Raw genomic sequence first — 13681 nt, 5'->3', positions numbered from 1 at the left:
CGTCTGTCACGTAAAATCTTCAACGTTCACCTTGCAGATGACCGAAGTAGCGAAAACCAAGCAGAGTAGGCATCCGCACAAAAGAAACGGACAAGATTAACGTTCAACCGTCGGGACGACGGGGTTAGCCTGATAACGTTTCGACCGATAGGTCGGATAACTCAGGAATCCTCCACCTCTTAGCGTAGCGTAGGTGGAGGTAGTTCAATCCATATTTCAGGCATTTGATATGAGACGGCGATTTCTTCAAGTATAAAGATGAGTACTTGTAGTTAATGGATAGATTAAACAATCGCCTCATTTTTCAGATATTTATGGATTTTAATGGTCCGATAACACCCTTTTATGATTTTGATAAACCATAATCAAGATGCTTGGAAAGATGTCTATCGATATTTTGCGCCACTTGCCTCAACAGTAGATCTTGTCTATCATGTTCATCGTGATAAAGACCTATACGTTCTCTTCGCGTCAAGTGACGCGTTTGCAAAACCGACTACCGTTAAAATCGAACTCAACTAAAAAACAGTACTTCTACCCGTTGCTTGGTGCGCGAGTGGGAGTACTGTTTTAGTTTGCCATCCGTGGTTTCTTGCGTAGATCGTCGTCCGTCGGGTGACTCGGATCGGTCCGCATGATGCGCAGTTCCAGGTATTGCTTCAAAAAGGCAATCAACAGCAGAGCCAGCAGAAGAACGATCGAAACGGGTGTACTCAAGTAATCAGGAAACCGTGCCAGAAGAGCAATCGGCAGAAGAATGGGAACGAGACAGAATTCAACCGTGTAACGTAAACGAATCAGCCGCCGTGTTGCTTTGATACTTGATAGGGCACTGATCCGCCTTGCCTTTCCGAACAGTAACAGTCCATGGATGAGGACGAGGATGACGAGCAGTGGGACAATCCATTCGTCAGCTCCCGTTTGAACCAAGCCATACAAACAAAGTGCGACGACTACTACCAATACCAATCGTTTCAAAAAATTTCGCTTCTTTTCCTGCTGCATGATTAGAATTTTCGTTTGTTTTTCCATTTTGTTCATCCCCTACTTAAAGTCATCTGGCTTTCAGTTCAGGTATTTTACTGCGTAATTCTTTTTTTGTCGGTTGCAGCGGATCAAGAGTCTGCACCTTCCGCTCCAGGTACACATCAATCAGATAAAAAAGCAGCAGGCCGATAAAGTAACCGATAAAACTTGGTACAAGCGGCAATTCTAACCCGATTAATAACGGGAAGAAAAATGCAATCAGACCGATTAACGCAAAATCAACCGCGTAGCGGAGTCGGATCAGGTTGCGCGCCGGTTGGCTGTTTGATAATGCTCCGACCCGTTTCGCTTCAATCCAGTGCAGGCATCCGTGTGCGAGAAAGCTGACTCCGACCAGGATTTTCGGCCATGTCGCCGTATCATACTGAATGAATGAAAAGACACCCAGTCCGAACAGTACAGCAAAAATAATGCGAATGAACGCAATCCGTTCTTTTTCTTCCCGGATGCGTTGAATTCTTCGTCGTTTTTCCATTGTCTTCACCTCATGTATACTCTACGTCAATCGGCAAAAAAAGTTCTAATTTTTTACAAACTTTTGACCGAAACATCAAAAATTACCCTTTATAACCCTTTTCCGCCTTGCGGATCGAATGTCAACAAACGCTCTATTCCCGTGATGAGCGGGCGTGCCTGCTCAATCAGGCGCCGCGTCGCCTGAAGCTCGAGTGACGCCTTGTGCGACGCTTGATTCGTCCAAATTTCGTGGACAATGACCGTGTCCGCTTCTTCTGATACGCTGACAATATAATGGAGACATGACGGCTCGTCTTCAAGCGAGGCTGCTGCTTCAAGTAACAGCTCCACCAATTTTTCTTGTTGTCCCGCCGCCGTCGTAAATTTCCCAAAAATCCCGTAACTCATCCTGATTCCTCCTTATTGTTACTTAGTTTTTGACCGGTATCCATTCATAGCTTGAAACATTTTCCTTGCCGTGCCGTAGAACAGGGTAACATCGACTCACTTCCAGGAGGACTTACTTTGACGACACGTACGAAACGAATCGTATTATCACTCTACTTACTTTTGTTCGGAATGACTCTGTTTGGTATCTTCTTCGAACAGACAGGCGCTACCTTCTTTTCGGTCGTCCAACTCGGCGTCCTCAGTTATTTTTATTTTGAATTACTGAGTCAGAATACGCACCACGCCAGTCCATCAAAAGAACAGGACATCATTCACCGGAGTACGCAACTCCGTTTTCGGATCATCCAGATTTTATTATTTTTGTTGATCGGCATCGATTATTTATTTTTCGGGCAGACCGATTTGTTGCTCGTTAGCGCTTTTTCGATTTCGATCGCGGTACCGGCCATCATCCGGTATGCCCGTTTGCGGAAGAATAACCACTCAAAGGAGGAGAACGATGTCTAACCGCAGTTCGCTCGTCAGCTTGACGACCATTTTGACCATTATCCTGATCAGTTTATTTTTATTGGATGTCATAACGACACTATCGTTTTTAGTATTCTTCATACCACTTTCGCTTTATATGCTGACCCTTGGCGTCAGCGAACTCCGACACGTGTTACGTGAAAAGTAGGATACTTTTTTCCTATATGCTGTTCCACTTCGTAGACGAGACGGGGGTAGATTTGCATTCCCAAACAAAATCTTTTATCTTCATAAAAGTTTTGCTACGAGCTGAGATGACACCATGTCATCTCTTTTTTTGATTTTCGTCCGAAATGACTGCCGGTTGTAGTGATTTTGCTAGGTTTTCTAGTTTAAATCATGTCCACCTCTCGATTTTTTAGAGCATTCTGCCGATAAAAAGATATAGGGAAAAACTATCTTTAGACAACTCGCATAGAGGAGGACAATCAACCATGGTCTTCAAAAACATTCTTGTGCTATTGACGATCGTCGTGTCTGCTATCTATCTGATAAGCAACACATTCATCTCGACAGCTAGCACCCGGATACTGCTGTCGAACGGTGTACAATTCAGCATTGGCATCATCAGTTTCTACTGGCTGTGGCAAGTTTATCAACAAAAAGCGACTCGATTAAAAGCATTTTGGCTCCTTTTATCACTGGGTGTATTTTTCTCGACATTCGGGACAGCCATTTGGTTTTACTTAACTTTGATCAATCAAGAGATCAACACCCCTCTTCTGTCTAATTTTATCTGGGTCTTCTCATACATTTGTTACTTGAGTGCCTTGATTTATAAAATCCGCACGAACGTCGTTGACTTTTCGAACAAATCGTATTTTTTTAATACAGTCATCTATATGATTGCTTCCATTTCAATCAGTTATCATTATTTGCTGTCACCGCTGATTGCCTTAAAGTTTTCGACTACGTTATCGATTACCTATACTGTCATCTTTTTAGTGATTGACCTGGCACTGCTTTTTTTAGTCATCACCCTGTATTATTTGCTTCATTTTGAAAAAGAGAACAGAAGCTTATTTTTCTTAGTCATGGGATTATTACTCCAACTAGTCGGTGATTCCTTGTTCTCTTATTTTTCTACACAACAGACGTATACGGCTGGCGGGTTCGTCGACTATATTTGGACAACTGCCTTACTCTTGATTGGCTTTACGGGCTATCGCTATAGCAAAGGGATTTCGTCGCATGAACCGAAGAAAAAGCTTCCCCTCCTTCAGCGCGAATTTTTATTTCCCTACTTAAGCATCATTGTTTTGACAATCCTGATGATTGAAAGTTACGACTGGCGAATCAATTCGTTAAGTTTTGGTTGGTTTTTAATTTTCGTGATGATCATCACCCGTCAATCCTTCGTCATGGTTAAAAATAAGAAGCTCTTTACGGAACTCCAACATTTAGCCTATTACGACCCTCTGACACAACTCGGGAATCGTCTGAATTTCATCAATACCGTTGACCGCTATTTGACAACTGAATCGATGACCCACTTCGCCCTAATCCTAGTCAATTTAAATCGCTTTAAAATGATCAATGACGCGCTCGGTCATCGAATTGGTGACGATGTCCTAAAAGAAGTCGCTTCAAGGCTTAGTCTGACCCATAATGGCAGTTTGCCGGTGTTCCGGATCGGTGGCGATGAATTCGTCATCTTGGTAGAAAATGATTGTGCGGTCGCTTATCAAGATTTTACGAGTACAATCATCCAGGAATTACACGTCCCATTCATCATGTCTGATCATGAATTTTCTGTAAAAACAAATATTGGTATCAGTATTTACCCTCAGCATGGAGAAAATGCAGAAGACTTACTCAAAAATGCAAGTACGGCCCTCCATCATTCGAAAACATCAGGCAAAAACGATTTCATCATCTACAGTGAACGTCTAGAATCGGATGTCCTTCGAAAAATGGAACTCGAAGTTCAATTACAAAAAGCAATCGAACTGAATCAATTGTCCGTCCACTATCAACCGAAAGTACATTTACAAACGAAGACGATTGTCGGGATGGAAGCGTTACTGAGGTGGGAACATCCACAACTCGGTATGATCTCCCCTGTTGAATTCATCCCGATTGCTGAAGAGACGGGTTTGATCAATGAGATTGGCGAGTGGGTTTTACGGACCGCTTGTACGCAAAGTAAACAGTGGCAAGCGAGTGGTTATCCTCCCCTGTTACTTTCTGTCAACGTATCGGCTCTTCAATTTCAAAATCGTCATTTTTGTGAAGTCGTGTCGTCAATTTTACTGGAAACCGACTTGCAGCCGAACCATCTCGAACTCGAGATTACGGAAAGTATCGTCCAAAATATTACGGAGAGCGTCTCCATCTTAAAAAAATTAAAGAAAATCGGTGTCAAATGTTCGATTGACGATTTTGGGACAGGCTATTCTTCCTTAAGTGTCCTTGAACAATTACCCATCGATACGATAAAAATTGATAAATCCTTCATCGACCGGTTAAGTCGAAGCAGTCGATCGCCAATGGTCAAAACCATCGTCGAACTCGGTTTGAATCTGCAACTGAATGTCGTCGCCGAAGGCATCGAATCACCCAGTCAGTCGACGATATTAAAAGAGTATGGCTGCTCCATCGGACAAGGGTATCTCTTCTCTAAACCAATCAATGCACAACACTTCACGGAGTTGCTGGATGCTCTTTATCAAAAAAATGAATTCGTCTTCTAAATGGCGTGCATTATTTTACATGAAAGTAGTTCATGCACGGACTGCTTTCATTTTTTTATCCATCCGCTTCATTTTTTTGTATTATTCTGTTTTTTTTAGAAGACATTGTTTACCATTCTCTTTATACTTGTAGTTTAATGTCTGATTCATTCATGAAGGAGTTTGGTCTATGGTTAATCGTAAGTTACCATCCTATTCGTTGTTGTTTCTCTTTGTATTTACATTGAGCTACTACAGCTGGATTTATTACTGGAGAGAAGAAGCCTATATCCAGCAATTCGGGGGTAACCTCTTTTCTTTGTTAGGTATGGCGGTTACTGTCTGTTGGACGTTTATGGCTGTCCGACAGGTCGCAAAAAACGAGAAAATATTTTGGGGGATCCTGTTAGCTGCGAATAGCAGTTACTTGATTGCTGAAATCTATTGGTTTTATTTTGAAAGCATCCGACAAACGGGTGTCAGCTATCCCGGAGTTTCTGATATTTTCTACTTAATTCAAGTCTTCACGATTCTTGTAGCACTTTTATATAAGATCGTGACACAAATAAAAAATCAAGAACGGATTCCGTTTGTCTTTGATACTCTAATCGTCATGGTCGTCGCGACGACATTATCCTGGCATTTCATCCTTACACCCATCTTGAAGTCCGATACGGTTTCGTTGCTCTCACTGATTGTTTCCTTAGCTTATCCGATCGGTGATTTAGGCATCTTGATTGCCATCGTCTTCATTTTATTCAGTACATCAAAACAGTCGAATACATCTTACTTACTCATTTTGTTTTTTGCTTTATTCATTCAAACTGTTGCTGATTCGGTGTACTTGTACTTAATCTCATTCAATGATTACACGTCCGGAAGCTATATCGATCCCTTATTCATCCTTGCCGGTCTACTGATTGGTATAGCTGGCCGACTGACAGTCCGTTCAAATTCGACAGAAGAGCAGTCACTGGAATCGGTCAAACGATTGACGATTTTTCAAATCGTGACGCCTTATGGCGGTGCCTTGATTTTATTTATTTTTATGGGACTTCACTCGGAAGGAATCGATATCATCACAATCGGGTCCGGCATCTCGATCATCCTTGTCTTCATCCGGCAAATCACGGTCATTTTCGAGAACCAACGGCTGTTCAAAAAATATTACATCAAGTCGCAACAACTTGAACAAAGTGAAGAACGCTACAAATGTTTATTCGAAAATCATCCCGATCCGGTCTATTCGACGAATCTTCATGGCCAATTCGACAGTGTCAATGCCTCTTGCACACAGCTTCTCGGTTACAGCCAAGAGGAATTGTTACAAAAAAGTAGCCTTGCATTCGTCGCACCGTCCGACCGTCCCTTCGTGTCACGCGAAGTCAAACAAGTTTTTACCGGCACAGCACGACATTATGAGGTCGAAATCGAAAGCCGTTCCGGAACAAGATCGTTCATGCACATTACGAATGTACCGATCATCGTCCAAAAACAACTAGTCGGTGTGTTCGGAATCGGGAAAGACATGACGGAAATCAAGGAGAAGGAAAAACGGATCCATTATCTCGCGTATCATGATGCGTTAACCGGACTAGCCAACCGCTCGTCCTTCGAAGAAATGCTAGAGCAAACGTTACGCGCACCCTCGACGAGATGCGCCTCACTCTTGTTCATGGACCTGAATGATTTTAAAGACGTCAATGATACGTTCGGACATGACATCGGTGATCAACTCCTCGTATCTGTCGCCATGCGCCTTCAAGCCTTTAAAGAGCGCTTCACGATTATCGCTCGGCTAGGTGGTGATGAATTCACGTTATTGTTAGTCAATTGGTCGTCCGATGAGGTAGAACAGCTGACGAAACAGGTCTTCTCCACATTAAGTGAACCTTACGCGCTGGCGAACCAATTGATCCATTGTCCCCCGAGTATCGGTATCGCTTCCTATCCCGATCAGGCACGGACGGGTGACGAGTTGATTAAATTTGCTGATTCCGCCATGTATCAAGCAAAAACGATTAGACAAGGACATTATGCGTTCTTCGATTCGACAACGTCGATGTAATCGTTTTTGTACGAATTTCCCTTAAATAGAGCAAAAGGCAAGGACGATTTTCTGTCCTTGCCTTTTGCTCTATACAACGTGCTATTGAAAGATCAAGCGTCTTCTTTCGTTGCTTTCCTCGGGCGAGGCGCAAGCCGTTGCTCCTTGATCCTCACGGACAACGAGCAGGGTCTTGCCTGCCTCTGAACGTGCGTTAAAAACGCACTTTTTCCCGTAGGAGTCAACGAAACGTGACGCTTTTTAGGTAACTATGTGACAGAAATCCGGTCATGCAGAAGGTTTAGAGCACAATCCGTCTTGAATCGCTTAGAACCGCGAAAAGCGAACGAATTGCGTCACAATATCGCATGTTTACGCTTCATAAGCGTTTGTTTACACGCTGAGGCAAGGACGATTTTCTGTCCTTGCCTTTTACTTACTTCTCCCCTTCACTTTTGCCGTCAACGACAACACCAAGAATACTGATTAATACCCCCACCGAGGAAACGACTAACCCAAATGTTGTTCCAGATGAATCCGCTAATCCAGATGAGCTATACGCGATCACAATCGTCATTCCGAATAAAATAATACCCATTCCTAATAAAATAAACTTCATTTTTTCAGCTCCTATTTAACTCAATTAATTTAGGATCTTTCCGCATAATTCAAGAAAAATTCATGTCCTTCTAGTAAACCTTTTTAAAATATACCATTATTTGCTTTTAATTTTACAAAAATCATCCAATTCTATTGACAACTATATCGGACTTCGATACATTATATATCGGGAGGCGATACATTGAGCCGCGATACATTAGTACTTACAGAAAGCACCTACTATATTTTATTATGCTTAACGACACCGAAGCATGGTTATGCGATGATGCAGCAAATCGAGCAATTAACGAATGGACGCGTCACGATTGGACCGGGGACGATGTATGGCGTTTTAAAAAATTTGATTGAAAAACGCTGGATTAAAGTCGAAGAAACGACCGGACGTCAAAAAATCTACTCCTTAACAGAGGAAGGGCGTCATGTTTGTCTCCAGGAAAAACAACGTCTCGAAGAAGTCTTACACCATGCAAGCCAACTTTTAGAGGAGGGATACTGATGAAAAAAATTAGGTTTTTTATTGACGATCAAAAGAGGAAACATGGGTCAATTCGATGAGTCAACAAGGTTGGGACTTAGTTAAGTTTTCTCCTTTCGTTTACACCTTTACAAAAGGAACGAATACGAACTATGTGTATCGGAATGAGTTTGTTGCTTCACATCACGATTTAGCGGACTACTTTTCATTTTTAGAAGATAACGGAGTCGAAATTGTCCATACGAACAAAGTCTGGGCGTACTATCGGAAAGAACAACAACCGAATGCTCCCCTGTTTTCATTATTCACGGATTCACCCTCCATGCTTACATATTTAAAAAAGCGTTTGACTCTTTTCAGTTTTCTCGTTTTTCTATATCTCTTTATATTCGTCGGACTCGCCGTTAACTCATTAGGAAGTGTCGCAGATGAGTCGGTCTTCATGAACGGCATCCTGTTCACGATTTTAATTTTAAACGCTACGATAGTAGTGTTATTCGGCGCCATGTCATTACGACTCAAATCAAGAATTGAAATTTTGAAACATATGACCCATTAACGAGTCGGAACTTCTACAAAAAAAGATTCACACCGGGAGAGGAGGAATCGTTCCATGAACCGAATCTGTACCCAATGCGACACCCAACTGGTCGAAGACTGTGAAGTCCACGTCAAAGGTGCGATGTATGGCTTAAAGATTAAAAAACCGGGTCGTTTTTTCAGTAAGGCATCTGCCGAAGCGAAAGCTGCCGTTTGTCCGAGTTGCGGACTGGTCCAACTTTATGTCGATCAACCAAACGCCTTTCTAAAAACATAACAATACTTTGAAAGAAAGGAACGTTTTAAGTGAGTACATACCACATATCAAGTATCCGCCTACTTCTAATCATGATCGTTTTTACGATTTTCTGGTATTATTTTTTAGACTTGCCGCTTGGTTATGGAATTGCCATTCTTCCTGTCACTGTCGGTTATACGATTTATCGGAACTTCAAAGCGGCTCAGTCAGAAAAACAAGAGTCTGAACAAAATTAGCAGCCGATGCACGCATACGTAAGACGCAGTTACGGGATTTCATCCGAGACTGCGTCTTTTTTGTCATTAAGCTTTTAGCGTTGACGGTCAGCAGACAACCAACCACTAATGTTTTCATGCGTTGCCCCTCCTGATGTTCTAAATGAATCGTGTCAGATAGTCACTGAATATTTTGTGCATCACTTTTGGCGTATTCGCTATGTAGACGTTGATTTGTTCTTCGTTCGACTGGACCGGATCAATGCCTGTCTCGTCCGTCGGAAAATCGGAGATGCCTTTAATGATGATACATTCAATTCCGTTTTTCTGGCAGATATAGGCGATTGCGCCGGCTTCTGTATCGGCGACCGTGATGGCATTGTCTTTCAGTTCCAGATAATCACGCCACATCACGACGGCCCGGTCTGCCGTACCGATCGTTCCGGTGTGACAATCTGTCTGGTAAGCCGCAACGTCGATTTCAACGATGAAGGACGGCTTGATCAACGGCTCGACTTCTTTCACCGTACAATCATATTGGACCGCCCGGTTTGGCACGATGATGTCGAGTACGGCAAACGACTCGTCGATGCCGGCACAGGTCCCGGCAACGATGATTTTCGTAAGCGGGAACTGCGCCATCATGTACTGATTGGCCCCGACCCCGTTTACTTTCCGGACACCGGTACTGTAAAACAACACACGTTTTCCGGCAATCGTCCGGAAAAAATATTCGCCGTATGGGTAGGAAATACATTCTGACTCATCTACATCGAAATACGCGAGCGTCGCTTCGAACTCCCATATCGTCGCAATACTGACACCAATCATTCATTCATCCCCTTAAACGTCCCTCGTCACTTTTGGATAATATATACATTCTCATCATCGCTTGTTTTCATATTTCAAGCAAGCGTGATTTGACAGACAACAAACAACCTCCACCCGGTATAGGTGGAGGCTTATCGGTTTACTGTTGTGTCGCTTTGTCGTACGACAACTCCTGTCCATTCGTCGCAATGACCTGTTTATACCAGTCGAACGAATCTTTTTTCATCCGTTCCATCGAGCCGTTGCTTTCATTATCGCGGTCGACATAAATCATTCCGTAGCGTTTCTTCATCTCACCCGTCGTGAACGAGACGATGTCGATGATGCCCCACGGTGTGTAGCCCATCAGTTCGACGCCGTCCTCCGTGACTGCTTCCGTCAACGCTTCGATGTGCGTCTTCAGATAATCAATCCGGGCTTCATCGTGGATCTTGCCGTCCTCAATCGTATCGACGGCCCCAAAGCCGTTTTCGACGATGAAGAGCGGGAGCTGGTAGCGGTCATATAACCGGTTCAGCACGTAACGGAGTCCGACCGGATCAATCGCCCAGCCCCAGTCACTCGACTGGATGTACGGATTCTCGACGCCGTTCGCGAGACCGCCGTTGACGATGTTACCCGTATTGTTGACCGTCGCATCGTGCTTGACGGTCGTCGACATGTAATAGCTGAAGCCGATGTAATCGACTGTTCCGTTTTTCAGAATCTCGTCATCGCCGGCGAGGATTGGAATCTGATAGCCTTCGCGTTCGAACTCTTTTAAGGCGTAGTTCGGATAATAGCCGCGGGCTTGGACGTCCGGGAAGAAGTAACGTTGGCGCATCGATTTTTCCGCCAGCATGACGTCTTCCGGATGCGATGAGTACGGATAGATCGGGACGTGGGAAATCATCGCTCCGATCTGGAAGTCGGGATTGATCGCTTTCCCTTTCGCGACAGCGAGGGCACTGGCGATCAACTCATGGTGACCAGTCTGGTACATGACTTCCATCGCGTTTTCGCCCGGTTCGACTTTGACACCGGAGTTCGTCCAAAGGAACAACGGATTCTCAACATCCATCTTGTTGTTGATTTCATTGAACGTCATCCAGTACGTGACTTTATCTTTGTAGCGTGTGAAGCAGACTTCGGCAAACCGTTCGAAGAAGTCGGCGACTTTCCGGTTACGGAACCCGCCGTATTCGCGCGCGAGGTGGAGCGGCATTTCAAAGTGCGATAACGTGATGATCGGCTCGATGCCGTGCTTAATCAATTCGTCAAAGACATCATCATAAAACTGCAGTCCCGCTTCGTTCGGTTCCGTTTCGTCCCCGTTCGGGAAAATCCGGCTCCAACCGATCGATGTCCGGAGACACTTCAATCCCATCTCGGCGAATAGCGCAATGTCTTCTTGATAGCGGTGATAAAAATCGATCGCCTCATGGTTCGGGTAAAACGTCCCCTCTTCAATCGTATCGGTAATTCGGCGGGCGACGCCATGCGCGCCTGCTGTCATGACATCGACGACACTCGGTCCTTTGCCGCCGGCGTTCCAGCCACCTTCAAATTGATGGGCAGCCAGTGCGCCGCCCCATAAAAAGTCGTGTGGTAATGTTTTCATCTTGATTTCCTCCTTTTATTTAACGACGGTCACGATTGGTTCGTTCGCCGCAATCGTTTCAGTCTGTTCGATGATCAGTTTGGCATAAGCAGACGCATTGGTGACGATGACCGGTGTAATCGTTTTGAGTCCACGTGCTTCAATCATCGTCACGTCAAACTCAAGCAATCGTTGTCCGACTTCAACGGTGTCGCCTTCAGCAACGAGGACGTTAAACGGTGTTCCGCCCAAATTGACGGTATCCAGTCCGACATGGATTAAGATTTCGACTCCACTCGTCGACCGGAGTCCGATCGCATGTTTCGTCGGCGCGACCATGACGACCGTTCCGTTAAACGGCGCATCGACATGCGGCGTGGACGGTACGACTGCAAAACCGTCACCCATCGCACCGGAGGCAAACACTTCGTCCGGGACGTCCGTCAGGCGGACGACTTGACCTGACAACGGCGATACAATCGTTTCTTCGTTCGTCAGTGTCACACTGACTTCTTGTTCATGGACAACCGGTGCTGCTTGTCCTGTTGGAGTTGCCGTCGCCACCGTATCTTCACCAAACCCGAGCACTTGGATCAAGACGACCGGTAAGACGAGGGCGATTGCGGCACCAATCAAAAGACCGATGATCGACGACGGGTAATCGGAACTGATGCCGTTGACGAGTGTTAATGGTCCCGGTAGACCGGCGTAGGCAAAATAATACGGTTTAAAGAAACTGGCGACGACGGCTCCGACCGCGCCCGAGATACAACCGTAGATGAACGGTTTCTTAAAACGTAACGTCACCCCGTAAATCGCCGGTTCCGTGATTCCGAAAATCCCCGTCAGACCGGCCGAGACCCCGACTTTTTTTGTTTCCTGGTTGCGTGTTTTTAAGATGACGCCTAGGACAGCACCGACCTGAGCGATGACGGCGATCGTCTGATAGGCTTGGAACGAGTCGCGTCCATACTGTTCGAAGTTCGCAAGGACCATCGGCGTGACGCCCCAGTGAACGCCGAAGATGACGATGACTTGCCAAAAACCACCAATCAAAAGTCCGGCGAGTGCCGGCACGTGGTCGGCGAGGTAGTTATACCCGTTGGCAATTCCTTCTGCTCCGAGTGTCGTAATCGGACCAATCAGCAAAATCGTCAATGGGACCATGATGATCATACTGAAGAACGGGACGAACAGCGGTTTGATGACATCATTGATCGTCCGGTTCAGGAACCGTTCGAGATACGATAAAATCCAGACGAGAAACAACGGTGGTAAGACCGATGACGTGTAGGTCGTTCCGGATAACGCGATGCCGATGAAAGAAATCGACTCGCCGGCGACAACACGCGCTGCCATATCAGCCCACGATGGACTGACGAGTGCCGCGCTACAGGCGACGGCGATGAAGGGATTGACTTTAAAATGATTCGCTGCCGTGATGGCGATGAAAATCGGTAAAAACGTAAACGGTGCCCAAGAGATAAAGCTGAACACTTCATTGGTTCCCGTTGAAGCGAAGTCCTTAAACAGTAAAGAAATCAGGATGAGTGCACCTTGCAGAATTCCCGCTGCTGCCAGGATATAGACGAATGGGGCGAAGACGGCTGACATTGTCGCGATGATCCGGTTCAAGATTGTACCTTTGTTCGCTTGTGTGTCTTCAGGTGCATCATCGAGCTGGACCAGTTTCGAGAACGCTTCATAAACCTCACCGACATGCTGTCCGATGACGACCTGGAACTGCCCTCCGGATTCGACGACCGTGATGACGCCCGGCAGTGCTGCCACTTGCTCCTTTGCCGCCGTGTCCGACCGCTTCAAGACGAGTCGTAACCGCGTCGCGCACCGCGCTGCACTGATGATATTGTCTTCCCCTCCGACCGCATCTAAGATCGACCGGGCAAGTTTTTCATAATCCCGCACTTTACTCATGTAAGAACCTCCTTTTTATGATAACCCTTTCATGCACTTTCATTGTAATTGTACATGTACAATTA

Annotated in this window: 14 protein-coding genes and 1 pseudogene; 8 read left to right on the top strand and 7 right to left on the bottom strand. The window is 45.2% G+C overall.

Annotated features, from left to right (window positions below; all coding sequences use genetic code 11):
• Positions 1-570: 570 nt before the first annotated feature.
• The 3 genes from P403_RS0115700 to P403_RS0115690 all read right to left on the bottom strand — a co-directional run bounded on the left by P403_RS0115700 (position 571) and on the right by P403_RS0115690 (position 1911).
• A complete protein-coding gene (locus P403_RS0115700) occupies positions 571-1032 on the bottom strand; it encodes a hypothetical protein (protein ID WP_029333636.1) in 462 nt (153 codons plus the stop codon).
• 22 nt (positions 1033-1054) lie between these two features.
• Positions 1055-1522 carry a hypothetical protein gene (locus P403_RS0115695; RefSeq protein WP_029333635.1) on the bottom strand — a complete coding sequence of 156 codons (468 nt, stop codon included), beginning with the start codon at positions 1520-1522 and terminating at the stop codon, positions 1055-1057.
• 89 nt (positions 1523-1611) lie between these two features.
• Positions 1612-1911 carry a putative quinol monooxygenase gene (locus P403_RS0115690; RefSeq protein WP_051667450.1) on the bottom strand — a complete coding sequence of 100 codons (300 nt, stop codon included), beginning with the start codon at positions 1909-1911 and terminating at the stop codon, positions 1612-1614.
• A gap of 117 nt (positions 1912-2028) precedes the next feature.
• Here P403_RS0115690 and P403_RS0115685 point away from each other — a divergent pair, with 117 nt between their 5' ends.
• From P403_RS0115685 to P403_RS0115670, 4 genes are all read left to right on the top strand, one after another.
• On the top strand, positions 2029-2421 hold the full coding sequence (locus tag P403_RS0115685) for a hypothetical protein (RefSeq protein ID WP_029333633.1): 393 nt from the start codon (positions 2029-2031) through the stop codon (positions 2419-2421).
• Entirely contained in the window at positions 2414-2590 is a 177-nt protein-coding gene (locus P403_RS16620) for a hypothetical protein (protein ID WP_159173648.1), read from the top strand. The genes P403_RS0115685 and P403_RS16620 overlap by 8 nt, the downstream gene beginning before the upstream one ends.
• A 286-nt stretch (positions 2591-2876) precedes the next feature.
• On the top strand, positions 2877-5135 hold the full coding sequence (locus tag P403_RS0115675; RefSeq protein ID WP_051667448.1) for a putative bifunctional diguanylate cyclase/phosphodiesterase: 2259 nt from the start codon (positions 2877-2879) through the stop codon (positions 5133-5135).
• Between the two features lie 169 nt (positions 5136-5304).
• Positions 5305-7182, top strand: coding sequence for a diguanylate cyclase domain-containing protein (locus P403_RS0115670; RefSeq protein WP_051667446.1), 1878 nt, complete (start codon positions 5305-5307; stop codon positions 7180-7182).
• Between the two features lie 415 nt (positions 7183-7597).
• On the opposite strand, the gene P403_RS0115665 is transcribed toward P403_RS0115670, so the two are convergent.
• On the bottom strand, positions 7598-7780 hold the full coding sequence (locus P403_RS0115665; RefSeq protein WP_029333630.1) for a hypothetical protein: 183 nt from the start codon (positions 7778-7780) through the stop codon (positions 7598-7600).
• Between the two features lie 183 nt (positions 7781-7963).
• Here P403_RS0115665 and P403_RS0115660 point away from each other — a divergent pair, with 183 nt between their 5' ends.
• The 4 genes and pseudogenes from P403_RS0115660 (at position 7964) to P403_RS0115645 (ending at position 9292) form a co-directional block, all read left to right on the top strand.
• Positions 7964-8278 (top strand): PadR family transcriptional regulator, encoded by a 315-nt coding sequence (locus tag P403_RS0115660; RefSeq protein ID WP_029333629.1) that lies wholly within the window; start codon positions 7964-7966, stop codon positions 8276-8278.
• 43 nt (positions 8279-8321) lie between these two features.
• A pseudogene (locus P403_RS16195) lies at positions 8322-8816 on the top strand (DUF2812 domain-containing protein); the annotation flags it as partial.
• A gap of 54 nt (positions 8817-8870) precedes the next feature.
• Positions 8871-9074 carry a hypothetical protein gene (locus P403_RS0115650; RefSeq protein ID WP_029333628.1) on the top strand — a complete coding sequence of 68 codons (204 nt, stop codon included), beginning with the start codon at positions 8871-8873 and terminating at the stop codon, positions 9072-9074.
• A gap of 29 nt (positions 9075-9103) precedes the next feature.
• The gene (locus tag P403_RS0115645; RefSeq protein ID WP_029333627.1) at positions 9104-9292 is read left to right on the top strand and encodes a hypothetical protein; all 189 of its coding nucleotides are present in this window, start codon (positions 9104-9106) and stop codon (positions 9290-9292) included.
• A 138-nt stretch (positions 9293-9430) separates the two neighbouring features.
• Here the strand turns inward: P403_RS0115645 and P403_RS0115640 are convergent, their stop codons facing one another.
• The 3 genes from P403_RS0115640 to P403_RS0115630 all read right to left on the bottom strand — a co-directional run bounded on the left by P403_RS0115640 (position 9431) and on the right by P403_RS0115630 (position 13616).
• A complete protein-coding gene (locus P403_RS0115640; RefSeq protein WP_029333626.1) occupies positions 9431-10102 on the bottom strand; it encodes a 5'-methylthioadenosine/S-adenosylhomocysteine nucleosidase family protein in 672 nt (223 codons plus the stop codon).
• A 139-nt stretch (positions 10103-10241) separates the two neighbouring features.
• Positions 10242-11702, bottom strand: a complete 1461-nt coding sequence (gene bglA / locus P403_RS0115635; RefSeq protein WP_029333625.1) for a 6-phospho-beta-glucosidase BglA — start codon at positions 11700-11702, stop codon at positions 10242-10244.
• A 15-nt stretch (positions 11703-11717) separates the two neighbouring features.
• Positions 11718-13616, bottom strand: a complete 1899-nt coding sequence (locus P403_RS0115630) for a beta-glucoside-specific PTS transporter subunit IIABC (RefSeq protein ID WP_029333624.1) — start codon at positions 13614-13616, stop codon at positions 11718-11720.
• Between the last annotated feature and the right edge of the window lie 65 nt (positions 13617-13681).

Source organism: Exiguobacterium oxidotolerans JCM 12280 (assembly GCF_000702625.1).
Classification (GTDB): domain Bacteria; phylum Bacillota; class Bacilli; order Exiguobacteriales; family Exiguobacteriaceae; genus Exiguobacterium_A; species Exiguobacterium_A oxidotolerans.
Note: the sequence above shows the minus strand (reverse complement) of the source record. Positions and strands in the feature narration are given on the sequence as shown.

What these genes read in the sequence shown, in the direction of transcription:
- bglA (WP_029333625.1), bottom strand. Translation starts at nt 11,702, where the DNA reads ATGAAAACATTACCACACGACTTTTTATGGGGCGGCGCACTGGCTGCC.
- P403_RS16620 (WP_159173648.1), top strand. Translation starts at nt 2,414, where the DNA reads ATGTCTAACCGCAGTTCGCTCGTCAGCTTGACGACCATTTTGACCATT.
- P403_RS0115630 (WP_029333624.1), bottom strand. Translation starts at nt 13,616, where the DNA reads ATGAGTAAAGTGCGGGATTATGAAAAACTTGCCCGGTCGATCTTAGAT.
- P403_RS0115665 (WP_029333630.1), bottom strand. Translation starts at nt 7,780, where the DNA reads ATGAAGTTTATTTTATTAGGAATGGGTATTATTTTATTCGGAATGACG.
- P403_RS0115670 (WP_051667446.1), top strand. Translation starts at nt 5,305, where the DNA reads ATGGTTAATCGTAAGTTACCATCCTATTCGTTGTTGTTTCTCTTTGTA.
- P403_RS0115690 (WP_051667450.1), bottom strand. Translation starts at nt 1,911, where the DNA reads ATGAGTTACGGGATTTTTGGGAAATTTACGACGGCGGCGGGACAACAA.
- P403_RS0115675 (WP_051667448.1), top strand. Translation starts at nt 2,877, where the DNA reads ATGGTCTTCAAAAACATTCTTGTGCTATTGACGATCGTCGTGTCTGCT.
- P403_RS0115700 (WP_029333636.1), bottom strand. Translation starts at nt 1,032, where the DNA reads ATGGAAAAACAAACGAAAATTCTAATCATGCAGCAGGAAAAGAAGCGA.
- P403_RS0115695 (WP_029333635.1), bottom strand. Translation starts at nt 1,522, where the DNA reads ATGGAAAAACGACGAAGAATTCAACGCATCCGGGAAGAAAAAGAACGG.
- P403_RS0115650 (WP_029333628.1), top strand. Translation starts at nt 8,871, where the DNA reads ATGAACCGAATCTGTACCCAATGCGACACCCAACTGGTCGAAGACTGT.
- P403_RS0115640 (WP_029333626.1), bottom strand. Translation starts at nt 10,102, where the DNA reads ATGATTGGTGTCAGTATTGCGACGATATGGGAGTTCGAAGCGACGCTC.